General features: G+C 66.4%; 19 protein-coding genes. 7 read left to right on the top strand and 12 right to left on the bottom strand.

Annotated elements, in window-relative coordinates; genetic code table 11:
- Positions 1-83: 83 nt before the first annotated feature.
- Positions 84-734, bottom strand: coding sequence for a type II secretion system protein (locus IT430_08300; protein ID MCC6907923.1), 651 nt, complete (start codon positions 732-734; stop codon positions 84-86).
- Between the two features lie 165 nt (positions 735-899).
- A complete protein-coding gene (locus IT430_08305) occupies positions 900-2,663 on the bottom strand; it encodes a response regulator (protein ID MCC6907924.1) in 1,764 nt (587 codons plus the stop codon).
- Positions 2,664-2,891: 228 nt separating this feature from the next.
- Between IT430_08305 and IT430_08310 the strand changes: the two genes are divergently transcribed.
- From IT430_08310 to IT430_08325, 4 genes are read left to right on the top strand one after another with little or no spacing between them, the layout of a single operon-like run.
- A complete protein-coding gene (locus tag IT430_08310; protein MCC6907925.1) occupies positions 2,892-3,842 on the top strand; it encodes an ATP-binding cassette domain-containing protein in 951 nt (316 codons plus the stop codon).
- Positions 3,839-4,558: an ABC transporter permease subunit gene (locus IT430_08315; protein MCC6907926.1), complete on the top strand. Its 720-nt coding sequence runs from the start codon at positions 3,839-3,841 to the stop codon at positions 4,556-4,558. Before IT430_08310 ends, IT430_08315 begins: the two co-directional genes overlap by 4 nt.
- Positions 4,549-6,732 carry a Gldg family protein gene (locus tag IT430_08320; GenBank protein MCC6907927.1) on the top strand — a complete coding sequence of 728 codons (2,184 nt, stop codon included), beginning with the start codon at positions 4,549-4,551 and terminating at the stop codon, positions 6,730-6,732. The genes IT430_08315 and IT430_08320 overlap by 10 nt, the downstream gene beginning before the upstream one ends.
- Positions 6,733-6,762: 30 nt before the next feature.
- Positions 6,763-8,202, top strand: a complete 1,440-nt coding sequence (locus IT430_08325) for a DUF4340 domain-containing protein (protein MCC6907928.1) — start codon at positions 6,763-6,765, stop codon at positions 8,200-8,202.
- 13 nt (positions 8,203-8,215) lie between these two features.
- On the opposite strand, the gene IT430_08330 is transcribed toward IT430_08325, so the two are convergent.
- From IT430_08330 to IT430_08365, 8 genes are read right to left on the bottom strand one after another with little or no spacing between them, the layout of a single operon-like run.
- A complete protein-coding gene (locus IT430_08330; GenBank protein MCC6907929.1) occupies positions 8,216-9,151 on the bottom strand; it encodes a hypothetical protein in 936 nt (311 codons plus the stop codon).
- Complete coding sequence (locus IT430_08335; protein ID MCC6907930.1) at positions 9,151-11,982, bottom strand: hypothetical protein; 2,832 nt, start codon at positions 11,980-11,982, stop codon at positions 9,151-9,153. Before IT430_08335 ends, IT430_08330 begins: the two co-directional genes overlap by 1 nt.
- On the bottom strand, positions 11,979-14,642 hold the full coding sequence (locus IT430_08340; GenBank protein MCC6907931.1) for a hypothetical protein: 2,664 nt from the start codon (positions 14,640-14,642) through the stop codon (positions 11,979-11,981). The genes IT430_08335 and IT430_08340 overlap by 4 nt, the downstream gene beginning before the upstream one ends.
- Positions 14,623-15,045 (bottom strand): biopolymer transporter ExbD, encoded by a 423-nt coding sequence (locus IT430_08345; GenBank protein ID MCC6907932.1) that lies wholly within the window; start codon positions 15,043-15,045, stop codon positions 14,623-14,625. The genes IT430_08340 and IT430_08345 overlap by 20 nt, the downstream gene beginning before the upstream one ends.
- Positions 15,045-15,482: a biopolymer transporter ExbD gene (locus IT430_08350; GenBank protein MCC6907933.1), complete on the bottom strand. Its 438-nt coding sequence runs from the start codon at positions 15,480-15,482 to the stop codon at positions 15,045-15,047. Before IT430_08350 ends, IT430_08345 begins: the two co-directional genes overlap by 1 nt.
- Entirely contained in the window at positions 15,479-16,300 is an 822-nt protein-coding gene (locus IT430_08355) for a MotA/TolQ/ExbB proton channel family protein (GenBank protein ID MCC6907934.1), read from the bottom strand. The genes IT430_08350 and IT430_08355 overlap by 4 nt, the downstream gene beginning before the upstream one ends.
- Positions 16,297-17,460 carry a hypothetical protein gene (locus IT430_08360; GenBank protein MCC6907935.1) on the bottom strand — a complete coding sequence of 388 codons (1,164 nt, stop codon included), beginning with the start codon at positions 17,458-17,460 and terminating at the stop codon, positions 16,297-16,299. The genes IT430_08355 and IT430_08360 overlap by 4 nt, the downstream gene beginning before the upstream one ends.
- Positions 17,457-18,455: a VWA domain-containing protein gene (locus IT430_08365; GenBank protein ID MCC6907936.1), complete on the bottom strand. Its 999-nt coding sequence runs from the start codon at positions 18,453-18,455 to the stop codon at positions 17,457-17,459. Before IT430_08365 ends, IT430_08360 begins: the two co-directional genes overlap by 4 nt.
- A 313-nt stretch (positions 18,456-18,768) precedes the next feature.
- Between IT430_08365 and IT430_08370 the strand changes: the two genes are divergently transcribed.
- The 3 genes from IT430_08370 to tnpA all read left to right on the top strand — a co-directional run bounded on the left by IT430_08370 (position 18,769) and on the right by tnpA (position 21,202).
- A complete protein-coding gene (locus IT430_08370) occupies positions 18,769-19,500 on the top strand; it encodes a UMP kinase (GenBank protein MCC6907937.1) in 732 nt (243 codons plus the stop codon).
- A 141-nt stretch (positions 19,501-19,641) separates the two neighbouring features.
- Positions 19,642-20,532, top strand: coding sequence for an undecaprenyl-diphosphate phosphatase (locus IT430_08375; GenBank protein ID MCC6907938.1), 891 nt, complete (start codon positions 19,642-19,644; stop codon positions 20,530-20,532).
- Between the two features lie 217 nt (positions 20,533-20,749).
- On the top strand, positions 20,750-21,202 hold the full coding sequence (gene tnpA / locus IT430_08380) for an IS200/IS605 family transposase (GenBank protein MCC6907939.1): 453 nt from the start codon (positions 20,750-20,752) through the stop codon (positions 21,200-21,202).
- Positions 21,203-21,335: 133 nt separating this feature from the next.
- Here tnpA and IT430_08385 read toward each other — a convergent pair whose 3' ends face one another.
- Both IT430_08385 and IT430_08390 read right to left on the bottom strand, forming a co-directional pair.
- Positions 21,336-22,304 (bottom strand): alcohol dehydrogenase catalytic domain-containing protein, encoded by a 969-nt coding sequence (locus IT430_08385; GenBank protein MCC6907940.1) that lies wholly within the window; start codon positions 22,302-22,304, stop codon positions 21,336-21,338.
- Positions 22,305-22,309: 5 nt separating this feature from the next.
- A complete protein-coding gene (locus tag IT430_08390; protein MCC6907941.1) occupies positions 22,310-23,137 on the bottom strand; it encodes a HEAT repeat domain-containing protein in 828 nt (275 codons plus the stop codon).
- Between the last annotated feature and the right edge of the window lie 160 nt (positions 23,138-23,297).

Genomic DNA, 23,297 nt, shown 5'->3' on the forward strand with positions numbered 1-23,297 from the left:
TGCTGAAGCAAGATCCATTTGAGTCCATCAGGCGCGCCCCGTCGGCTCAACCCGGCGGGGCGCTTTGGCTCGTACCCCGGCAATCAGCGCTGCGGATACTCCGCCGGCAGCGGGTCGGGTCGCCAGGTGCGGCGGTGAAGATCGTCTTCCTTGAGCAGGTCGGCCCCGCCGTCGGCGACGTGCTGGTCGCCGTACATGAAGTTCACCTGCTCGCTGTGGCGCGGCGACAGGTCCATGCCGCGCACCATGAGGCGATAGGGGCTGTCGGCGAAGATGAGATCGACGCCCGTGAGGCGCTCGGGCTTGACGCCGCGGAAGCGCCAGTTCAGGCCGTAACTCTGCTCGCTGGTCGGGATCGCCTGCGGGCAGGGGATGCGCCAACTGGGCGGCTGGGCTGGCGCGGCGGCCTCCGCGTCGAGCAGCTTCTTCGCAAAGTCCCTCGAACCCGGGGGCGGCTGCTGGCCGAAACCGAACGTGCCGCGATACCCGTAGTCCGATCGATCAGCGACCGTTTCGAACCGCACGGGCTGCAGGTCGTACGCCGACTCGGCCCAGCGGTCGAGGTCGAACGCCTGCTCGAAGTGCAGCAGGCCGAGTTCGTGCAGGTTGGAAGCGCAGGCCGTCGTGCGCGACGCGGTGCGGGCGCTGGCCAGAGCCGGAGCAAACAGCCCGACGAGCAGCGCGATGACGCCGACGACGATGAGCAGTTCGAGCAGCGTGAAGCCTCGGCGCATGATGACACCCTCCAGCCGGCGCCGCGATGGCGTGCGCTTCGGATGTCGTTGCATCGGAAGAGTTTGCCCGGCGTTGAAGGGGCAGGCGGCAATTCGGGGCGCACCGGCAGCGCCGCAGCTGATCTGGATCGAGCCTGCGGATCACACCGGCTGGGCGTTATCGGATCAGGCGGACTTGGGACGCGGACCAGAGGACAGACGCGCGGCCTTGAGCACCTCGTCGAGCAGTTGATCGATCTGGAACGGCTTGAAGAGCACGCACTGCAGGCCTTCCTGGCTGGCGCGGACGATCGAGTGGTGCGGGTCGTAGCCAAAGCCGGTCATCAGGATCACGGGCACACGTTCATCGAGCCGGCGTGCGGCGGCGAAGACCTGGTAGCCGTTCTGGTCGGGCATTGAAATGTCCGAGATCACCAGATCGACTTCGCCGGCCGACGAGCGGCCGAGCATGTCGATGGCCTCCTGCCCGCTCTGGCACACCGTCACGAGGCAGCCGCGCTTGCTGAGCACGGCGTGGATGGTCTCGCGGATGTTCGGCTCGTCATCAGCCACGAGCACGTGTTTGTTGAGCAGCAGCGGATCGATCTCCGAGTTCTCGATCGCCTCCTGGATGCCGAGAATGCTCTTGGGCCCCTTGGCGACGTCTTCGACCTTGCGCCGCACGAGGCTCACGAGTTTGAGCACGCGATCAATGTGCTTGAGCGCGACCGGATCGGTAATCACCTTCTCGCGCAGCGCTTCGGCCTCGGCGGTGATGTCGTTGAGCGGATGGCTGATCTCGCCGATCACGTTCACGGCCACGGTGCCGCTGGTCGTGACGCGCTCGACCACGAGCAGATCGAGGATGTTGAGCGCCAGCGCGATGTAGCGGCCGAAGATTTCAGCGATCTGCCGGTCGTCCTCGCTGAAGGCGCCGGGGCTGAGCGATTCGATGTTGAATACGCCGATGACCTGGTCGTGCAGGCGCAGCGGCACGCTCAGGCTGCTGGCCGCGTTGTCGAGGCCCGGCAGGTAGCGCGGATCGTTCTGGACGTCGTGGCAGATGTAGCTGCGCCCGGTTGCGGCGACGTAGCCCGAGATGCCGTTGCCCGTCGTCTCGGCCCGCAGGTCGTAGTCCGCCACCGACTGCGGCATGCCGACGGTCATGACCGGCAGCAGGCGCTTGCTCTCCTTTTCGAGCAGGTAGATATTGAAATGGTCAAAGTGCATCAACTCGCGCGTGAAGTTGATGATCTTCTCTTCGAGCAGCGTGAGGCGCTGGGCGGTGTTGAGCGACGAGACGGCTTCGGATTCGATGCGCACCAGTTCGCTGCCTGCCGCGTCGATCGCGTCGAGTTGCTGCTGCAGGCGGCGGCTCTTTGTCGTGTCCCACACGATCGCAAGGATGCGCAGCCCGTCGCCGTTGCCGCGGCTCGTGTCGATCACCGGCGAGGCGATCATCTCGTAGAAGCGATTGTCCTCGGTCTGGAACGCGAAGCGGCGGCTGGAGTCTTCGTTGAGTTCGACCTGCTCGGAGAAGAGCCGCGCCGTCTCCTGGCAGGTCCGCTCCACCTTGCGCGTGACGGATCCGTTGAACTGCTGGTACTTGCGGTTGGCCCAGACGAGATTGCCGGCCGAATCGCACAGGCACACGCCTTCGCCCAAGGCGCTGAGAAGCGTGCCCGTCTGCCCCTCGGCCAAGGCGCGCTCGAGAGGCATGAGGCTGGAAGGATCGGCAAGGACCAACGAGCCGCTCGCCGCTTCCTGAGCTGCCTCAGCGTCGCCGATGAAGCGCAGATCAAAGTGCTGGCACAGACCTGCAGCAATCCTCGAGTTCGGCTCGATCGCTCCGTCGAGAACGAGCAGACGCGGTCGCCCCTCGGTCTTGAGCGGCTCAGAGCCGTTCGGCTGGGCCTTGGCGCTCTCGGTGGAATGATTCGTCTCAGCCATACTACGGTCTGGTCCGCCCTCCGATGTCGGGCCGCGGGGCAACGAGCCGCACACGGCCGAGTGGCAGTGTAGAATCACCGCCGCGTCAGGCAATGATACGAGCGCGGCGGGACCGGCGGGTCGGATCGTCGTGCCGGTTCGCGGCGGCTCGTGCGTCCCGGGGAACTCCGAGCCCGGATCGCAGGCGGGCAACGGTGGTGGCCACTCCAGGTAAGCGAGGTTCCATGCATGATCGAGATTGATCATCTCACGAAGTGCTATGGCTCTTTTCGCGCGGTGGGCGACGTCACGCTGAGCATCCCCGACGGCCAGGTGCTCGGCCTGCTCGGCCCCAACGGCGCGGGAAAGACCACCATGATCCGCGTCATGACCGGCTATCTCCCCCCCACCAGCGGCCGGGCTTCCGTCGAGGGATTCGACAGCGTGACGCAGTCGCACGAAGTGCGCCGCCGCCTGGGTTACCTGCCTGAGTCCAACCCGCTCTACGGCGAGATGCGCGTCGTCGAGTACCTCGATTTCCGCGGCCGCATCTTCGGCCTGGCGCGCGAGGCGCGGCGCAAGGCCGTCGATCGCGTTGTCGAGCGCTGCTGGCTCAAGGAGATGCGCCGGCGGCAGATCGGACGTCTGAGCAAGGGCTACCGCCAGCGCGTCGGCCTCGCCGCGGCCATGCTTCACCAGCCGCCCGTGCTCGTGCTCGACGAGCCGACGTCCGGCCTCGATCCGATCCAGATCCGCGAGACGCGGCATCTCATCCGCGAACTGGCCGGCGACCACACCATGGTTCTGTCGAGCCACATCCTTCCCGAAGTCGAAGTGACCTGCGATCGGATCGTCATCATCGCGCGCGGCGGCATCCGGGCCGACGGCACCGTCGATCAACTCAAGCACAAGGCGGGTGATTCGCAGCACTACGTCCTCGAAGTCAAGCCCGCCGCAGGCGCAAACGGCTCGATCCGCGAAGCCATCGGACGGATTTCCGGCGTGTCTCGCGTGGATGAGACGAACATCGACGGCTGGACGCGGTACGAGATTACCGGCGGCGCGAGTGCGGTGGACCTGCGCGAGCCGCTGGGCCGGCTCGTGGCCGAGTCGGCCCTGCCCTGCCGCGAACTGCATCGCGAGTCCGGCTCGCTTGAGCAGTTGTTCGTCCGGATCACTTCGGAGGTGGATGCATCATGAGCCAGATGGTGGCCATCGCCCGCCGCGAGTTTCTCTCCTTCTTCAGCACGTCGGTGGGGTATGTCGTCCTCGCGCTGTACCTGCTCGTGAGCGGCCTGATCTTCGCGCTCTCGGTGCTGCACACGGGCGTCGAAGCGTCGATGCGGCCGTTCTTTGATCTCTCGCTCTTCCTGCTGCTGTTCATCGCCCCGGCGATCTCCATGCGGCTGCTCAGCGAAGAGATGCGTCTGGGCACGATCGAGTCGCTCATGACCTGCCCCGTCAGCGATGCGCAGGTCGTGGTGGGCAAGTGGATCGGAGCCGTAGGCTTCTTTCTGGCGATGCTGGCGCCCACGCTGCTCTACCCGCTGGTGCTCGAGTGGTACTCGGCGCCGGACTACGGCTCGATCTTCGCCGGCTACTTTGGCCTCATCCTCATCGGCTGCCTCTATCTCGCGCTGGGCACGCTGGCGTCGTCGATCTGGCCCAGTCAGATTCTGGCGTACCTGGTCGCGGTGTTCTTCTGGCTGCTGGTCGTCGGGCTGACGAGCTGGCTGCCGCGCTTCATCGGCGAGCCTTGGTCGTCCATCCTGTACAAAATGAGCATCGACCTGCGCTACAGCAACGACTTCTCAAAGGGAGTGATCGACACCTCGACGATCGTCTATTTCGTTTCGGGCATGGTGATCTTCCTGGTGGCGGCGGTCAAAATCGTGGAGTCGCGACGATGGCGGTAAGCAAGAACAAATCTCAGCAGGCGCCGCAGCAGGAGACGGCTTCGAGCCGGCGCCTTAAGTATGGCCTGAGCGTCGGCGTGCTGCTCCTGTCGCTGCTCATCATCCTTGGCGTGGTCAACTGGCTCGCCTCAGACGCGGCCTATCGCATGGACCTCACCGAGCGCGGCCGCTACTCCATCAGCCAGCAGACGCGCAACCTGCTCAAGTCGCTCGATGAGCATGTCACCATCACCCTGCTGTTCGCCGAGAGCGATCCGACGCTCAACACCGACGAGCAGCGGCTGGTTGCGTCGCAGCGGCGCGAGATCGAAGATGTGCTGCGCGAACTGCGCAACAAGAGCGACAAGATCGAAGTCGTGCGCATCGATCCCACCGACCATCGCACGATCACGCAATACGACGAACTCATCGCCCGGCTCAAGGAGATCTACGCCGAGGAATCCGCAGCGTACGAAGCGGCGGCAAGGGAAGGCCAGGCGGCGCTGGAGCAACTCGCCACGTTTGCCGCCCGGCAGGGCGAGGTGCTCATCGGCGCGATGGGTGAACTGCCCTCCGACCACGTCTCGCGCCGGGACTTCCAGACCATCACGCTCGTGCTCTCTTCCGTGATCCCGCGCGAGAGCCAGGCGGCGATCGAAGCGATCGACGAATCGCTCAAGGACTCGCCGATGACAGGCGCGCCGTTTCCCGATCTGGCAGGCGCGGTCTCGATCGTCCGGGCTGGCGCCGACCGGGCCGGCACGCTCAACCAGATCGCCGATTTCTTCGAACAGTCGATCGACGCCGGCACGCTGCCCGAATCGCTTGCGGGCAAACTCCAGCCGAACATCCAGGCGTACCGCGACATGGCGTCGTCGCTGCTCGATGAGCAGGAAAGGGTCGACGATCTCAAGCCGCTCGAACTGAGCAAGATCAACTCGGCTTTGCGCTCGCGCAACTGCGTGCTGCTGACCAGCCCGACGCGCGCCACGGTGCTGTCCTACAGCCGGCTCTTCCCGCCTCCGGGCGCGCAGCAGGCGGCCGAGGAGGCCACGGCCGGCGTGCGGCGCTTCGCGGGCGAGACGGTGCTTGCTTCGGGCATTCGCCAACTCATGCTCACCGATCGGCCCAAGGTGATCTTCTGCCACTCCGAGCAGGCGCCGACGATTCTCTCCGGCCGGCCCGATCGCCTTGATCTCGCCTCGGTCGCCAGCCACTTGCGCGACTTGGGCTTTGACGTACAGGAGTGGAATGTGAACTCGGGCCCGCGCCCGACGATCGAGCAGACGACTGGCCAGCCGGTGTGGGTCATCCTGCCGCCGGCGCCGACGGGCCAGCAGATGATGACCGGCGCTGAACTGGCCGATGCAGCCAAGCAACTCGTCGCCGAAGGCGCCAACGTGATGATGAACTTCTTTCCGGGCCTCGTGGCCGGTCTCGGGCAGCAGGACCCGTGGAACGGCGCGATCGAGCCGTTGGGCGTCACCGCCGACACCGGTCAGATCATCGTCGAGCAGATCCCCCTGCCAAATGGGCCGCCTCAGACGGACCCGACGCACGTCTTCGTCGACTTCCTCAGCGAGAATCCGATCGCCACGGCCGTGCGCGGTGAGCCGACCCAGTTGAGCCTTATGGTGCCGTTGCAGCTCGACTCCGACGATACCGCCGAAGACAAAGACCCGCCGGACGAGGATTCGCAGGGCGAATCGCCGCAGCAGCCGCCTGCGGATTCGAACGTCCACAAGACGCCTCTGCTGCAACTCAAGCCCAGCGAGCGCATCTGGGCGACAGACGTGATGAACCTGATGCAGGGTGGTCAGATCAATCCGCCCGCCGAGCGGCGCAAAGAGCCGTACACCGTGGCCGCCGCCGTAGAGCGGCGAGGTGACTTCGGCCTGCAGCGGGCGCTCATCATCGGCTCGGCCCAGTGGTGCTGGACGGCGCAGGTCGGGCAGTATGACCTTTCCATGGGTCTGCCGATGTACCCGGGCAACAGCGAGCTCTTCGCCTCCGGCGTGTGCTGGCTGGCCCATCTTGATGAACTCATCGCCCGCAGTCCGCGTGCCGAATCCGTCGCTCGCATCGAGAATCTCGGCTCCGGCGCGCAGATTTTCTGGCGCTGGGCATTGATCGGCGGCCTGCCGGTGTTGAGCCTTGTGGCGGGCATCTTCGTGGCCGTCAGCCGGCGAGGCTAGGCCGACGGCGCTTCAACTGGAGATCGAGGCATGAACATTCGTCTCACGCTCATCGTGCTCGTGCTCGCCGTCGTGGCCGGCGTCGTGGCGATTATCAAACTGCGCAATCCCGCCCCGCCATCCACGACTCAGCCCGCCGCGGGCACGCGCCTGCTCAGTCCCGATGAATTCAATCCTGACGACGTGACGCGCATCAGCGTGGAGAAGGGTGATGAGCACTACACCTTCGAACGGGACGGCGAGCAGTGGTGGCAGACCGAGCCCGTGCGATTCGAGATGGTGACCTGGTCGATCCGCATGCTCGCCACGTCGGCTGCGGACCTCACCATCTCCGAGACCATTGCCGCGCGCGATCTCAAGGGAGACCTCACGGCTGAAAAACTCGGCCTCGATCCGGCCATGGCAACCGTGACGCTTGACGCCGGCGACAAGCAGTTCAATCTCTACCTCGGTCGAATTGCCGCGGGCGGCAAGGCCTACGCGCGGCTCGCGCCCGAAGGCGAGGTGAGCATCGTGGAAGACACGCTCCACCGCCGCGTGTTCGACTCCTCGCCGCGCGAATGGCGCGTCAAGAACCTCTTCCACGGCGTCGGTGCGGATGCATCGCGCATCACCATCGAGCAGAGCGAGTCCGGCAAGACCACCAGCCTCGTCAGGACCGCCGGCAAGTGGCGCCTCACGCTGCCCATCGACACACCGGCCGACGAGACGGCGGTCTCGCGCCTCATCGGAACGCTCGGCTCGCTGCAGGTCGAGAGCTTCGTCGATGACAATCCCGCCGACCTTGCCGACTTCGGCCTCGACAACCCCTGGGCGACGATCACTGTTGAAACTGACAAGGTCGATTCCGACGGCAAGGTCACGACGAATCGCGAATCAGTGCTGCTGGGCAGCCCATTCGACCTGCAGGACGCCGCCCGCTACGCGAAGCTCGCCGACCAGCCGCCCGTCGTCAAGGTGCGCGCCAACGACATAAGGACGCTCACGCCCGATCCGGCGTCGCTGGCTTCCCGTGCCGTGGTGACGCTGCCGCGCCAGGATGTTCGCGCCTTGGTCATCGATGGCCAGGAGGGCCGCTTCCGCCTGGAGCGTAATCTCGACGCATGGACGATCACGCACGATGACGGCTCGACAGCGCCGGCGCGCACCGAAGCCGTGATCAGCCTGCTTGATCAGTTGACGCTGCCCTGCCAGGGTGTCGAGATCGCCGCCAGCGGCGCTGCGGTCGATGGCAGTTACCTCGGCAAGGTCGCGGTCGAAGGCTTCAGCAGCGGCACCGTCGCCGAGACGACGTGGTACCGGCGCCAGAAGGATGATGCGGCGCAGCTCGTCCTGGCCGACGGCTCGGGCGCGCTGCGCTGGCGATCAATGGTCAACGTCCCCGAACTCGTGGCCGAAACATTCGCAGCCGGCGCCGCCACCGGCGGCGGCGAAACCGGCGCCACCAACGAGCCCGAACCGATCAAGTGATCGAATCGCGCCCCTACGGCAGCGTCCACTGGCCGTCGCGGTAGACGGTGAGCGTCGTGTTGATCTCGTACCACCGGGGCAGCATGCTCAGGTCGAGCACCGGGCGGGCACGGGCCTGATCGACGGCCATGCGCGCCGACCACGACGCCTGCTCACCGGATTGCAGGGCGACCTCAAAGAGCAGCATCGAATCGAGGTCAGAGGGCGCGATGCGCTCGCCCGGCTCGCCGCCGCAGATGTTGCAGATGATGAACTGCTGTCCGCCGCACAGAGCGCACTGGCCCGGCGAAGCGCCGCCGTGGCACGAGGGGCACTTGATGATGCGCTCGTTGCGGCAGGTGGGACAGCGCGGGTAGTTGCGGCAGAAGGACATGATCTGGCCAATGGAGCCGAAACTCCGGCCGAACTCCTTGGCGAGCCGCTGCGTGGCGTCGTTGAGTTCGAGCGCGGCCAGCGCCTTCTGCCCGTCGCCCTGGCGATAGAAACCGAGCATCGAAGACAGCAGCGACGCGGCGCGGCGGAACTCGCTCTCCGCCTCTTTCAGGCCCAGCGCTTCAGGCGACTCGACTGTCTCCGAATCGGACAGCAGCGCCGCCAGCGAGCGCAGGTCCCGCTCCTCCATCGACCGGCCGCGGCGCTTCTCGATCTCGGCCATCGCGAGGCATGCGCTGCGGCCAAAGCGATCGCCGTCGAGCCGCGCCGCGAGCACGAACAGCCGCACCGCCAGGTCGAGTTGATTCTCGTCAATTGCCTCCTCGCCAAGCAGAAAGTACGCCTCAGGATCGGAAGGCGACAGCTGTTCGAGCCTGGCATCCATGCTCGGCGCGTCTTGGTTCGTCGGCGACGATTCCGCCGGCGCTGCCGCAGCCGGGGGCGACTCCTGGGCGAGAATCGGCCGGGGCGTCAGGAGCAGCAGACCGCAGAGCATCGTGATCAAAGCGCGTTGCATCAGAATCCACCTCCTCGCGCCGCCTGACCGAAGCGCACTTCCCACACCTTGGTCAGCGCCCGTTCGGCGATGAGCAGTTGCTCCATGGCGTTGCGGCTGGCGGCGAGTCGCTGCGTCGTCGATTCGAGCAGGGTGGAAAGCTCTTGCCGGGCGGCCGGCCGCTCCGAAGACGTGACGTAACACGCTGCTTCGAGCGTGGCCATCTGCCACGCGTGGAACCGGCCGATCGGGTCGTCGAGCACCGCGGCGCGGATCGCGGCGCGGTGCGTGATCTGGTGCAGCGTGGCCGGAAGCGGCGCGATGGGCTGCATCGGCCGGGCGACCTCGACCCACTGCTCGAAGCTCAACTTCGCCGCCTGCGCCGGATCGAGGCTCGATGGAGTGGTGCGCAGCAGACGATCGCCATACACCGCGGCCAGCAGGTCGGCCAGCGAGTCGATGACGGCGTTGGCATTCAGCGCGCCGCGCAGGTATGCCGCCCGTCGAAGCAGCGCCAACCGCGCCACGCGATACCACTGCTCGTCGCGCGGATCGGGGAGGTTCTCAGCGGTGATGCGCTCGATCGCGGCCGAGAGCGCGCCGTCGGAGCGGTCGGGGATCATCTTGTCCGCCAGCGCGAGCAGGACGTTGGGCCCCGACGCGTAGGAGCCTGCGATGGTGTCCAAGGCCACCTCGCGCATCTCGCGCGGCTGGCCGTTGAGCGCGATGTCGGCGAGCACCGCCGCGTTGATCGGCCCCAGTTCGCCGGCGATGTCGCTGGGCAGGCGCTCGATGAGTTGCTTCATGCCTTCCCGATCATTGTCTTTGGCGGCGCGGAAGTACTGCACGGCCCACTCGCCGTCGCCGCCGATGGGCGCTTCGGCCCGGCCGGGATTGTTCGCCGTCGCCAGACGCGCATCAGCCAGGCGCGATTCGGCGCCGGCCAGCAGCAGCGCCGCATCTTCTGGCCGGCCCGCCCAGACGAGCGCGGCGGCGCTGTTGTGAAAGGCCGTTTCGATTGTCTGCACGAGGATTTCGCCATGTGTGACGCGCACCGGCTCCACGAGCAGGCGATCGGCGCGCAGAATCCAGTCGTCGATCCCGGTGCGCGCCGGCGCGCCGCCAGCCGTCTGGCCCGCGGCGGTCCACGCTTCGGCCAGTCGCTGGCGCAGGTCCGCCCGCTGCTGGGCGCCCGCGTCGGTGGGCACGATGAACGAATCGTCGAGCCCCGGAATGGCGCCGGTCGAGACGATCCACGCTGAGACGACGGCGAGGTCGTCGGCCGAGACGCGCGGCTCATCCCACCATGCCAGCAGCGCGCTCCGCGCCGCCGCTGACGTGCTCCACCGCACCGCAGAAAAGAGCGCGGCGAGTACGCGGCCGGCGCTGTCCGAGGTGGCGACGTCGGGCCCTTCGATCAGCAGTTGCCGCGCCGACTCGAGCGCCAGGTCCTCGGCCTGATCTTTGTCGGAAACAGTCGTCACGCACTGAAGCCAGGCGATCCAGCTTTCCACGGCGCCGGATTCGATCGTCACGGCGCCCACCAGCGGCATGATCATCTCGCGCAGCGCAAAGCGGGCCGCGGCGTCGAAGTCGCCCGAGCGCGGCGGAGCGCCGGTGGGCACGTGCCGGCGCCAGTGCTGCTCGACCACGCTCCGCACCGGCGCGGGCAGGTCTGGCTCGCGCATAAGCACCGCGAGCATGCCCACGGACCAGGCGCGGCCGGTCAGCCCGTCGGGCGCCATCCATCGCGTCTGCTCGGGGTCGAGAAGCGACACGAGCGAAGCCGCGCTTGGCTGGTCACGGCCGAGCCGATAGATGGCCGAGACGAGCACATCGCGCAGGCGTTCGCGGCCGGCGCTGTCGAACACCATCCACTGCTTGCGGCCCTGTGTTGCTGCAGATGCGAAGAGATTCAACGTGGCCTGGTCGAGGGTCGAAGCAGCGGCCGAATCGCGATCGAGCTGTTCGAGCACGCCGGCAAAGGTCTGCGACATGGGGCTCACCGGCAGGCTGATGGTCTCGTTCTCGATGGCCGGCAGCGTCGGGGCGGCCGGGCGCTTGATCGGCGCAGCGGGCGCGTTGAGCGCAGCCGTCACTGCCGGGTCGGGCTTGGGACGCATGACGTTGATCTGAAAAAACACCCACACGGCGAACGGAACGACGATCGCCGCACAGGCCAGAAAGGCCATCATTGCCACAAAGAGATTGCGCTTGGCCGCCTCGTGCGCATCGCGATAGGACAGAACGTCGGAGACGTTGAGCGCCGGCGCGGCGTCGAGTCCGCCGGCAAACGCGGCGGGCGGCGGGCCGACCAGCGGTGTGTCGCGCGGCGTGGCCAGCGTGACGGGCATGGTGAGGATGGCGTCGAGCAGCGCTTCGCCCGACACGCCGTGTTGGGCGCCGGCGGCGATGATGCGGTGCCGCGCCTTGCCGTTCCACCCTCCGGCCGACACCCACGCGGCCAGCAGATCGCGCAGGAACGCGGGCGGGTAGTTCGGCGCGCCTGAGCCGGTGCGGGCCGAGCCGTTCGAAGCCGCGCGAGAAGCGGGCGCTACCGGCGCGGCCGACGCCGCCACACTCAGTCGCGCCTTGTGGTAGTCTGCGATGAGCGCCCGGCGAGCCTCGGCGTTAAGCAGCAGCGAGGCCGCGGCGCGGATCTCGCGGCGCAGCGCGTCGGCCGCCGCATCGTCCGAGCCCGCGCGGACGTTGATGCGAGCCAGCAGCGAATCGACCGCCGTCTGCACATGATGCGGCTCGCATCGATCGGGAGTCAGCCCGAGCAGTGCGAACGGGCCGATGCGGCCCGAGGTGGTGCCGAGAATCTCAAGCCGAAGCGCTTCGGGGGTCATTGATCGCCCCCCTGCCGCTTCATCTGCTCGTGCAACTCGCGGATCTTCGCGCCCCACGGCTCCGGGCCATAATCCGGATGCAGCAGGATGTGCTGGCTCATGACCTCGCGGGCCCGCGCGGGTTCGCTGCCATGGAGCAGGCGCATGAAGTGATAGCGCGCTTCGTACCACTCCGGCGCGGATTCAGGGGACCCGGTCATGGCCGTGCGCCAGTGCTGCAGCGCTTCGTCGGCGCGGCCGCGGCTCTCCGCAATGATCGCGGCGCCGCGCAGCACGCGAAAGTGACGCGGCTGAGCTTCGAGCAAGCTGGCGAACCAGGATTCGGCGAGTGGACGCAGTTCGGCGTCGGCGCCTTGGGTCATGGTGTCCAGGGTCAGCGCCGCGTCGGCGACGTTGAGCATGATCGCCGCTGACGCCGGTTCGGCAGCCGAAGGCGGATCGCCCGCCGACCGCAGCGCCCGCCGACCGTGCAGCACGACGCGGCGAAGCGTCTCCTCAAGGCGCGCGTCCTGTTTGAACGTCTGCCAGTCCTGCACCGCGTAGGTGTAAAGCGCCCGGCTGGCGGACTGGGCGAAGGCACTGTCTGGGTCGGACTTCCATAACTCTTCGCACCACCTGGCCGCTTCCTCGAAGCCGCCCGAGAGGATCTGCGCCTGGAATCGGCGGTAGTCGAGTTCGCCGGCAACCGCGGAGAGGTCGATGAGCCCCGCCGCACGGGCCGTTTCGAGGCGATCGAGAATCTGTCTCGCCTCGCTCACGCGCGCCACGCCGCGCGTGAGCAGCACGTCAAGCACGCGCCGGGCCCGCGTGAGATACTGCTCGCGGGCGGCGGCGTCGGCGCTGCCGATGAACGCGCGGCGTTCGTCGGCCTCAAGCAGCGGCATGGCCACCTCGAGATACTGCTGCGCCGCCTGGATCCGCCGGTCCGCCGGCGCGTCGCGAAACAGTAGAAAGAGCATGCGTTCGGCCTCGGCCCGTGCGGCGCCGTAGGCATCGCTGCTGGGTGGAATCGCCAGCAACTCCTCAACCGCCTGCGGAGACGGGGTCGCGTCCGCCGTGGCCTGGCGAAAACGCACGCGGCCGGCGCGGCTGCTGGACGGGAATCGCTTCACAAACTCCTGCAGGGCCCGGTCGAGGTCGGCGGCCCACTTTGGATCACTCTCATTGGCGGAGGCCAGGCGTTCGCGGCAGACGATGCTCATCCACATGGCGGACTCGGCTTCGTCGCCGGTGAGTTCACGCGACGTGTCTTCAAAGAGGCTCGCGGCTGGCGCAAGACGTCCCTGGAAGTACTGTGACCAGGCGACGAGCAGGCGCGCGTGCCGTGCTGCATCGGGCCACTGCCGCGCATCGCGCCGGTCGGCCGTCGTGGTCAGCAACCGTTCAGCCGCGGCGTAAAGCGCGATCATGTTCGGATCGGTGGCCGGCTCGTCGCCATGATGAGCCTCGCGCGCCGCTTCGTAGGCCTTTATCGCGGGCACGTAGGCGAGGATGAAACTGTCGCCGCCGAGCGAATCGAGTCGAAAGACATCGGCAATCTCGATGACCTGGTGCAGTTCGCCCATCTGCGCCAGCATATTGACGGCCTCCTCGCCCAGCCGGCGCGACTGCGCATCGCCGGTGGATTGCGATTGCTCAAGCGCGAGCACGGCAAAGAGGCGCACGAGCGTGGTCGTCAGGCGGCCTTCCGAGCGCCACTTGGCGATGGAGAGTTCGATCTCATCCCATTGACCCGCGGCGAAGAGCACCACGAGGCGATAGCCGGGCAGAATCGCCTGCACGCGCGGCGACTGCGGATTGGCCGCCTGCACGTTGTCGAGCCACGCAAGGCCGGTCTGCGCGCGTCCGGCCTGGGCGTGACACAGCGCGATGCCGATGGCGGCGCGGGCGGCGTGCTCGGGGCTGAGCATCGACTCGGGCACATCTTCAGGCTCGGGCGGCGCGCCGTCAAACTGCAGAATGTCGCCAAAGAGTTGGATCGCCTGGTCAAGGCCCGACGTGCCGCCGCCGAGCCACGCCTGGTAGTACCGCGCCCATCCGCCGTAGTAGGCCGCCTGCATGGCAAACGTGTCCAGTTCGGCCAGTTGGGCCTCGATCGTCTCTGAATCGACGTTTGACGTGCCGAAGTCGGTGCTCTCCAGGCGGCGGATGCGTTCGCGGAAACTGGCGTGGCTGTCTCCCATCGCGGCCGCCACTTCGCCCATCAGGCGCGCCGCGGTCTGCCGCTCTTCATCCGTCGCGCGGCGCAGCCGGTGGAGTTCGGCCAGGCGCTCGGCGCGGAGATAACTCGCCTTGTGGATCGTCAGGCGGAGCGTTTCCGTATTGGCCTTGGGCACGCGCTCGAGCATGTCGCGGCTCTTGCGCTCCCAGTGGGCCCGCTCGCGATCGTCGCCGGTCTCATCCAGCATGCGGCCGTAAAGCACCGCGAGACGCTCGGCCAGCGGAATGCGCTCCTCGCCCAAGGCCTCGCCGAAGCGGCTCTCGAGGCGCGCAATGACCAGATCCGTCAGCCCGTGCCGTTCGAGATACTCCACCACCGGGTCGTCATCGCGCGTCGGCGAAGCCTGCGCGCGAGCCAGAGAGGCGCCGGCGGCGATCACCACAGCGCTCATCAGCAGGCCGATCAGGCGTCGCAACGGACTATTTCGATTCGGGGACATACGTCACCTTCTCAAACCCGGCGTCGCGGCAGCACTGGATCGCGCCGACGGCAAAGCCCACCGGCACCGAATCTGATACGCGCACAAACACCCCGAGTTCGTGCGGCAGTTCGCGCAGCAGTTCGAGCAGTTCGCTGCGCGTCGCGATGACGCGCGAGCCGACGCGGTAACCCGGCTTGCCGTCAATCACCTCCACGGAGAGCACCTGCGGGCTGAAGTCGGTGCTGCGGCTGGCGCTGCTGACCTGCTGCGTCTGTATGTTGGGCGTCAGTTGCGACTCGGACGGCGTAATGATCGATGAAAACAGAAAGAAAATGAGCAGCAGAAAGACCACGTCGATCATGCTCGCGAGGTTGAGCGGCACGCGGCTGCGGTTGTCGGGCTTTTTGGACTTGAAGTTCATCAGCGGGCCGGCTCCGTCGCCAGTCGCCAGCGCCACACGCCGCGCTCGCGGAGGTAGGCGCCCAGGTCGTTGATCCACTTGCTTGCGCCGCGCTGGTCGGCGCGAATCACCACTTCGAATTCGCCCATCGTGCGGCCATCCTCGCGCAATCGCATGATTTCGCGATCGATGAGTTCCTTCACGGCGGCCTGTCCCATCTGGCGCTCGCCGACAATATACCGGTCCGGCCCTTCCACGAGGACGTTGACCACCAGCGGGGGCAGCGCCGCCCGCGCTTCGGCCTCGCCCTTCTCCTCAGGCAACTCGAGTTCGGCCCGGGCCCGCTCGACAAACTGCGCCGTGGTCATGAAGAAGATGATGAGGAGAAAAATGACGTCGATCATCGCGGTGAGATCGAGTTCAGGCAGGTGAACGCGCTGTTGGGCGGTGAACCTCACGTACCCACCCTCGCAGACGCAGCCGGGGGGGCGGCAGGCCGCGTCGGGCCGCTCGGAGCGGGCGCGGACATCGGGCGCGCCGGCGCCGCGGCCGCCGCACGGGCGGCGCCGGCCGGCGGAGCGCCGGTGGGCTCAAGCCCGACGGTGATTTCTTCGATGGTCTGAGCCGCCAGTGCGGCATAATGGTCGATGCGGTTGCGCAGATATGAGAACACCGCCATCGTCGGAATCGCCACGCACAGACCCATGAGCGTCGTAATCAGGGCTTTAGAGATGTCCGCGGCGAGCAGTTCGGGGCGCGCGCCGCTGCTTGAGATCGTGCTGAACGCGCCGACCATGCCGATGACGGTTCCGAGCAGGCCGAGCATCGGCGCGATCGAGCCGATCAGGCCCAGCGCATCGGTCTTGCGGTAGAGGCGGGCCACTTCTTCGGCGCCCGCTTCTTCGATGGCGTCCTTGAACTCGAACGGGCCGAACGCGCTGCGCTGGTAGCGGTTGAGCCCCTGCGCCAGGACGCGCGTGAGGAACGAATCGTTCTCCACGCGCTTGCAGACTTCGAGTGCGCCGACGACGTCGCGGTTGATGAGCAGGCCCTGCAGAGCTGCGACGAGGTGCGGCGGCACGAGGCGCTTCGGCTGAATCGCGATGATGTTCATCACCGCCAGCGTGGCCGCCACGAGACTCAGGAGGATGATGATGTATCCCGTCAGACCGCCATTGTTGATCTGCTCGAGCAGCGTCATGCCGCGGGGCTCCTCATCCTGCGCGAGCAGAAGCAGCGGCTGGAGCATCGTGGTAGCGAGAACGCCCATGGTCATTGCTTTTTCTCCGTGGCGGCGATGCGTGGCGCTGCTGCCGCGTCGTTGAGGGGGTGCGTCGGATAGTCGAGCTTGAGTTCAGCGCGGAGCGAGGCGGCGTCCTCCGAACGGCCGAGATCTTCGAGCGCATCGGCCGCGGCATCGAGGGCGAAGCCGGCGAGATAGGGCTGCGGGCCGCCGAACAGTGCAGGCACAGTCAACAGATCCACCAGCCCGCCGCGCTGCGTATCCACATCGCTCACCACCACGCGCGCCAGGCCGCGCGCGAAATACGCCCAGGGAGTCAGCGGGCCGGTTTCGCGATACAGCCGCGCGAACGTGCGGTCAACTTCGACGGGAAAGGGTTTGACTTTTTCCACGGCGGCGAGCACTGCGGTGACCATCAGCGCCGCGGGATCGCGCCGCCACTCTTCATCGAGGTGATAAAACAGCGCCGCATCCTGCACTCGAGCACCCAGCGCCAGTCGGGCGCCGCGGGCATACAACGCGGCGAGGCGCTCCGTCGCCGGCGCATCCACGACGTAATGGTCCAGATCCGAGAGCAGCTGCTCAACGCCCACGGTGCGCGTCCACAGCGGCGGCAGTTGCGGGCACACGCCGCTCGATGGATCGACAATCGGCGCCATGTCGAGGTACGCCGCCGGCTTGATGCCGCTGTTGAGCAGCCGGTGCATCTCAAGCCAGGGGATCACGGCAGCCGCGCGGGCGCTCCGCGCCAGGCGGCAGCGCAGCAGGCCCTCGGCGACGACCAGAGCCGTTGCGTCGGTCCGCCCCATCATCTCACTGAAAAGCGGATCGAGAATCGGCTCGGCTGCGGCGTAATCCTGCCGCTCCACGCGACTGCGGGCCCGCCAGAGTTTCTCGCTCAGATCGCGGAACTCGGCGAAGCGCTCCGCAAAACCTTCGCGATCGGTTTCGAGCAGTCGCACGCGGTCCCACGTGTAGAGCGTATCGATGCTGTCGCTGGCCCGCGCGACGCGAAAGAGCACGCCGGCGTCATCGACCTGCACGGCGCGACCTTCGACCGGATTCTGTGATCCGCGCGCAAAGAGGCGGTCGGCGCGGCACACCGGCGCGGCGAAAGCCAGAACGACCAGCCCGAACCAGGCAGAGCAAAGCCGCAGGCCGTCGCGATGGGAGTGCAGCCGCATCAGCCTCACGGTGGCCCTCCGCCGCCGCCCGGGTTGGGCACGCCGAAGTCGGGCACGTAGCGATACTCGCCGCCTGATTCCTTGGCGATCTGCCGCATGATCTCTTCGCCGCCGCGGGAGCCGAAGATAATGGTGTTGATCTTGGTCCGCCGGCCTCGCGTGTTGAGGGCCCGGACGAAGCCTGGCAGCACTTCGGTCTGCTGGCCGTCGGTCATGAAGTAGATGATGTCGGGTCGCGGTTTGAGTTTGAACGCTTCCTCAAACGCCGGGGCCGGCTCGGTGCCTCCCGCCGACACGAGGCGGCTGATCCACGCGCGTACCTTGAACTTGGTCTGCTCATCCGCCTTGTACCAGCGGTACTGATCGTTCATCGCAAAAGCATTGTCGCTGTAGGCAATGATCAGAAACGAAGCGTGCTCGGGAAGCGCGTTGATCGACTCGACAAGATTGCGCTGCAGCGTGCCGATGCGGTCAGCTTCGGACATCGAGCCGGAGACATCCACGATGTAGACGAAGCGGTTGCCGCGCGCTTCGATGCCGAAGAAGCTCGTTCCCGCGCCGCCGCCGCCGAGCATCTGCCCGGGGCTGAAGTCCTCCCCGGCGCCGCCCAGCGTGTCCACCGCTCCCGGGTCGGCCAGATCGACCGAGACGCTGGCTGGATCGGCTTCAAACAGTTCGGCCGGCGACTCGGCCGAGACGGTGAGACTCGGGTCCATCGGCGTGGGGATCGCATCGGAAGGGTCGTCGAGTTTGGTCAGTTCCTCCTCGGCGAGCGTGGCGAACTCGATCTGCACCTCGCCATCGCCTCGAATCGGCGGGTTGATCACCAGGATCGCGGCGATGAGCAGAAACAGCGCGTGGAGGAAGATCGACACCGCCGGAGCGATCACCTTCTCAGGCTTGCGGTACTGCGACGTGTGCCGCGACTCCTCCGCAAGCACTTCGTAGACATCGGGCTTGGGCGCCGCGGTCTCGTTGAGATTGCTCGTCGGCTCGTGGTTCATGCCTGCTCCTGCCCCTGCAGCGGCAGCTCTCCTGCGTCCGTTGCCTCGCCTCGACCCGGCTCGCGTGGCTGGCTGCCGGCCCGTGCGGTTCCGGCAGCGACTGGGCCGCATTGGTCTGTTCGGCTGCACCCCCGAAGCGGTTGCGGCCGAGAAAAACACTCGTGCGATTCCATCCTATCGGATGCGCGGCAATGCCCCGGCAATCACGAAACAATTATAGGACAACCATATCTTCCCATTCGGGCGTCGCTCGCGCTTGACCCTCACCGCCCCGCCGACTCCAATGCTCGAACCCGCTCACCCAGGAATCCTCATGCCCGAGTCGTCCCGCTATCGGAAAGTCCTGCTGAAAGTCTCCGGTGAGAGCCTGGCTCAGACCGGCGCCCTGGGCATCGATCCGGAGGCCCTCAACCTGCTGGCCCGCGAGATCATCGCCGCCATCGAGACTGGGACCTCCGTTGCCGTGGTCGTCGGCGGGGGCAACATCGTCCGCGGCGCTGCCTTGGCCAAGGCCGGGCTCATCCCGCAGGCCAGCGCCGACTACATGGGCATGCTCGGCACGATTATTAACGGCATCGCCCTCAAAGAGACGCTTGACCAACTCGGCCAGCCGGCGCGACTGCTCTCGGCCCTCAACATCACCTCCGTCGCAGAGCCGTTCATCCGCGGACGGGCCCTGCGGCACATGGAAAAGGGCAGGGTCATTATCCTCGGCGGCGGCACGGGCAACCCCTTCTGCACCACCGACACCGCCGCCGCCCTGCGCGCCACCGAACTCGAATGCGACATCATCCTCAAGGCCACCAAGGTGGATGGCGTCTACTCCTCCGACCCCAAGACCGATCCCAAGGCGAAGCGCTACGAGCGCCTGACGTTCGATGAAGCCATCGCCGCGCACCTCAAGATCATGGACCTCACAGCATTTTCCATGTGCATGGAGCAGAATCTGCCGATCGTGGTCTTTGACTTCAAAGTGCGCGGCAACATCAAGGCCGTCGTCGAGGGCCGGCCGATCGGGACGATGATTACGTCCAGAGGCGGGTGAGAAGTTCGCTGCGCAAAGGCCGAAGAAACGCTCCGCTGCGCAAAGCCCTCGCGTCGCGGCTAACTGAGTGCGCTTGTAGTAGTTGCTCGGTACCTCGATGCCTTGATGCCTTGATGCCTCGATGCCTTCCGCTTCCCTCCAATGACTCCACTCCAGGCTGCCATCCTCGGGCTCGTTGAAGGCATCACCGAATTCCTGCCCATCTCTTCGACGGGCCATCTCATTCTCACCTCGTGGCTGCTCGGTCTCGACACGCCGGAGATGAAGTCCAGCGTCGATGCGTTCAACGTTGTCATTCAGGGCGGCGCGATTCTGGCGGTGCTCGGGCTCTACTGGCCGCGCGTGCTGCAGATGCTGCGTGGCCTGATCGGCCGCGACGGGGCCGGGCTGAAACTCGCCATCAACCTCATCGTCGCGTTCCTGCCGGCGGCCGTACTGGGTCCGCTGCTCGCTGAGACGATTGAAACGTACCTGTTTCGTCCGGTGCCCGTCGTGGCGGCTCTGGCGACCGGCGGGGTGTGGATGATCGCCATCGATGTGTGGTACAAGCGCTGCCATTCCCACGCCGGCGGGAATCCACCCGGCGAACAACCGTCCGCCGACTCCCAACTCGCGTCCATCGGCACAACCATCGAAAGCATGACCGTCGCTCAGGCGATGCTCATCGGCCTGTTCCAATGCGTGGCGATGTGGCCCGGCACGAGCCGGTCGATGATGACCATCGCCGGCGCCATGATGCTCGGCCTCAAGCCCAAACACGCCGCCGAATTCTCCTTCCTGCTCGGCCTGCCCACACTCGCGGGCGCGTGCGTCTTCAAGGCAATGAAGAACACCGATGACCTGGCGCAACTCGGCGCCGTGCCGATCCTCGTTGGCGTTCTCGTCGCCACGATCTCGGCAGCGCTCGCCGTGAAGTGGCTCGTCGCGTTCCTCAACAAGCACGGCCTGACCGCGTTCGGCGTGTATCGACTGGTACTTGCTGCCGTCTTCGGCGGCTTGGTGTTCGGTGGCGTGGTAACGCTCGCGAACTGATCGTCGGTAGTCCCGCAGAACTACACTCGCAAAGCGCGTTCTGGCTTTCGCCCCGAAGGGGCGCTCGAATGTAGCCACGGGTGAAGCAAAGCGCGGGCGCAGCCCCGCAAGCGCAACCCGTGGAAATCGCACGCGTTTCTCTCTCCGCCCCGAAGGGGCACGCGAGATTCATCACACAGTGACAGGCAGGAATGACAAACGACGTCAACAATCCCACATGTCCGGCACTTATTCACAACTGCTGCTGCACATCGTCTTCTCCACAAAGCGCCGCCAGCCCTGGATCAACGAAGAACTCGCGCCGCACCTGCACGCATACCTCGGCGGCATCGTCCGATCCGAAAAAGGAACGGCCTACGAGATCGGCGGCGTCGAAGATCATGTCCACCTGCTTGTTCGCTGGCGACCCGACGAATCGATCTCCAACCTGCTCCGCAACATCAAAACACGATCATCCCGTTGGATTCACGAAACCCGCACGGATCTCAAGTCATTTGCGTGGCAGGAGGGCTACTCCGTCTTCTCCGTGAGCAAGTCGCAGGAGCAGGTAGTTAGAAACTACATCCAGCGACAGGTCGAGCATCATGCGCGCGAGGACTTCGCAACTGAACTGATTCGTCTGCTCAAAGCGCACGAGATCGAGTACGAAGAACGCTACGTAATTGACTGACGCTGCCGTGCCGGTTGAGTCGCGAGCCCCTTCGGGGCGAAGCGAATAAACTCGCATCTCTTCCACGGGTTGCGCTCACCGAGCTTCGCTCCACCCGTGGCTACACTCACGCGCCCCTCCGGGGCGAAAGCAGCTACACCTCCAACAAGACTTTAATCACCCCCGGCTGCGCTGCTGTCTGCAGCGCTTTCACCCCGTCATCAAGTTTGAACCGGCGCGAGATCAAACTCGCCACGTCCACCTGCTTGCGCAGCAGCGCATCGACCGCGTCGGGAATCGAGCCGCAGCGGCTGCCGATGATCTCTATCTCATTGATGACCACCGGCGAGAGGTCCGTCTTGCGCATCGTCGGCGCCACGGTCGTCTTGAGCAGCACCTTGCCGCGCGGGCGCACCAGTTGCAGCGCCAGCTCCAGCCCTTCGGCCGAGCCGGTGCAATCGACGACCACATCCTGATCCGCCCGGCGGCCGATGTCATCCACATGCCGGTGCTTGATGCCCCACTTCGTGCACAGGTTCATTTTGTCCGGATGCTTGCCGATCAATCGCACCGATGCGTTCAGTTGCGCCATCACTTGCACGCACAGCAAACCAAGCCGCCCGTCGCCGAGCACCGTGATGTACGGCTTACCCTCGACGTGCAACTGCCGCGCCGCGTGCAGCGCTGCCGCCAGCGGCTCGGCGAACACGGCCGTGTCGTTGTCGATCGATTCGGGCACTTCGACAAGATTGATCGCCGGCAGGGTGAAGCGATCCGCAAAACACCCGTCGCGGCCGAGAATCCCAAGCACCGTGCGATTGCGGCAGTGCGTGCTCAGCCCCGCCCGGCACATGTCGCACTTGAGGCAGACGGCGTTGATCCCCCCCACCACGCGCTTGCCGGTCAGCCGCCGCGTGTCCGGCCCGCTGATCGACTCGACCACGCCGACGAACTCGTGACCCAGCACGCCCGTGAAGCCCATGTAACCCCGGCAGATTTCCAGATCCGTCGAGCAGACGCCGAGTTTCAGCGGACGGATGACCGCTTCGCCTTCGGCCGGGGCCGGCTCGGCGCGGCGAACATCAAGCGAAAGCGATTTGCCGTCGAAGACGAGAGCGCGCATCGGCTTCACGATCCCGGCGCGGCGGCGGGCGCAGCGGACGCGGCATCGGGGTAACCCACCGGCACGCCAGGCTCTTCAAAGACCGGCCGGCCAAAGGGCGTGATCGTCTCGAGCAAAGTCTTGTCGCGCGTGTAGACGGGATACGTGTAGACGCCGCCCTTGGCGAAGGGTTCGGCGGCTTTGCGGCTCCAGTCGAGCCAGGCGACGGGATCGGTGCCGAAGTTCTCGCCTGTGAGGATGCGAAGCGACCGGCGCGCGTGCACGGCCACTCCCAGCGAGCGATCGTCGAGGCCGCGGATGAGCCCCTCGATGACGCGGCGCTCGCGGTACTGGCCCAGCGCGGTGGCGGCGGCCATGCGCACATCCACATCTTCATCTTCGACCATCGCCGCGATGAGCGGCGCGACCGCCTGATCGTTATGGATGCGCTGCAGGCCCTTGGCGGCCTCCCAGCGGACCAGTTGCGACGAGTCCTCGAGCGCCTTGGCCAGCAGCAGCGCATCGGCCGGCTGGCCGTTCAGACCGAGCGCATGAGCGCTGGCGGCGCGGACCATCGGATCGGTGTCGGCGACGGCCTCGCGGTAGACCTTGAGATAGGGCTCTTCGCCGCCGAAGGGCGCATTGCTGATGAGCGTGATGCCCAGGCGGCGCTTCTCGGCGTCGCGGTGGAACATCCACGCCGCCGCCTGGCTGGGCGAAGGGGTGTTGAACTTGAGCGCTTCGCCGATGTCCTGGCCCGCCGTCTCGCAGCCCGCCAGCGAGCCGAGCAGCGCTGCTCCCACTGCGAGAGCGGCCGCGATGCTCAGAGACCGCGCCTGTCGTGCGTATGCCATGGCCATGCCACCACTGAAAGAACGTGCACCCGAACCCATCGAGCCGGCCGATCGACCGAAGGCACATCATAGCAGGTTGGCGCAATAACCGCCTGCGGACCGTGCCTGCCAACCCTTCGGCTAGAATCGCCTTTGAGCCTCAATTGTGACCCGCCAGAGA

It is taken from the genome of Phycisphaerales bacterium (assembly GCA_020852515.1).
Classification (GTDB): Bacteria; Planctomycetota; Phycisphaerae; order Phycisphaerales; family UBA5793; genus UBA5793.

Bases quoted from the DNA above. Each gene is read 5' to 3' on its own strand.
- IT430_08375 (MCC6907938.1), top strand. From the start codon at position 19,642: ATGACTCCACTCCAGGCTGCCATCCTCGGGCTCGTTGAAGGCATCACC.
- IT430_08305 (MCC6907924.1), bottom strand. From the start codon at position 2,663: ATGGCTGAGACGAATCATTCCACCGAGAGCGCCAAGGCCCAGCCGAAC.
- IT430_08355 (MCC6907934.1), bottom strand. From the start codon at position 16,300: ATGACCATGGGCGTTCTCGCTACCACGATGCTCCAGCCGCTGCTTCTG.
- tnpA (MCC6907939.1), top strand. From the start codon at position 20,750: ATGTCCGGCACTTATTCACAACTGCTGCTGCACATCGTCTTCTCCACA.
- IT430_08340 (MCC6907931.1), bottom strand. From the start codon at position 14,642: ATGTCCCCGAATCGAAATAGTCCGTTGCGACGCCTGATCGGCCTGCTG.
- IT430_08385 (MCC6907940.1), bottom strand. From the start codon at position 22,304: ATGCGCGCTCTCGTCTTCGACGGCAAATCGCTTTCGCTTGATGTTCGC.
- IT430_08365 (MCC6907936.1), bottom strand. From the start codon at position 18,455: ATGAACCACGAGCCGACGAGCAATCTCAACGAGACCGCGGCGCCCAAG.
- IT430_08390 (MCC6907941.1), bottom strand. From the start codon at position 23,137: ATGGCATACGCACGACAGGCGCGGTCTCTGAGCATCGCGGCCGCTCTC.
- IT430_08345 (MCC6907932.1), bottom strand. From the start codon at position 15,045: ATGAACTTCAAGTCCAAAAAGCCCGACAACCGCAGCCGCGTGCCGCTC.
- IT430_08315 (MCC6907926.1), top strand. From the start codon at position 3,839: ATGAGCCAGATGGTGGCCATCGCCCGCCGCGAGTTTCTCTCCTTCTTC.
- IT430_08320 (MCC6907927.1), top strand. From the start codon at position 4,549: ATGGCGGTAAGCAAGAACAAATCTCAGCAGGCGCCGCAGCAGGAGACG.
- IT430_08310 (MCC6907925.1), top strand. From the start codon at position 2,892: ATGATCGAGATTGATCATCTCACGAAGTGCTATGGCTCTTTTCGCGCG.
- IT430_08330 (MCC6907929.1), bottom strand. From the start codon at position 9,151: ATGCAACGCGCTTTGATCACGATGCTCTGCGGTCTGCTGCTCCTGACG.
- IT430_08370 (MCC6907937.1), top strand. From the start codon at position 18,769: ATGCCCGAGTCGTCCCGCTATCGGAAAGTCCTGCTGAAAGTCTCCGGT.
- IT430_08300 (MCC6907923.1), bottom strand. From the start codon at position 734: ATGCGCCGAGGCTTCACGCTGCTCGAACTGCTCATCGTCGTCGGCGTC.
- IT430_08325 (MCC6907928.1), top strand. From the start codon at position 6,763: ATGAACATTCGTCTCACGCTCATCGTGCTCGTGCTCGCCGTCGTGGCC.
- IT430_08335 (MCC6907930.1), bottom strand. From the start codon at position 11,982: ATGACCCCCGAAGCGCTTCGGCTTGAGATTCTCGGCACCACCTCGGGC.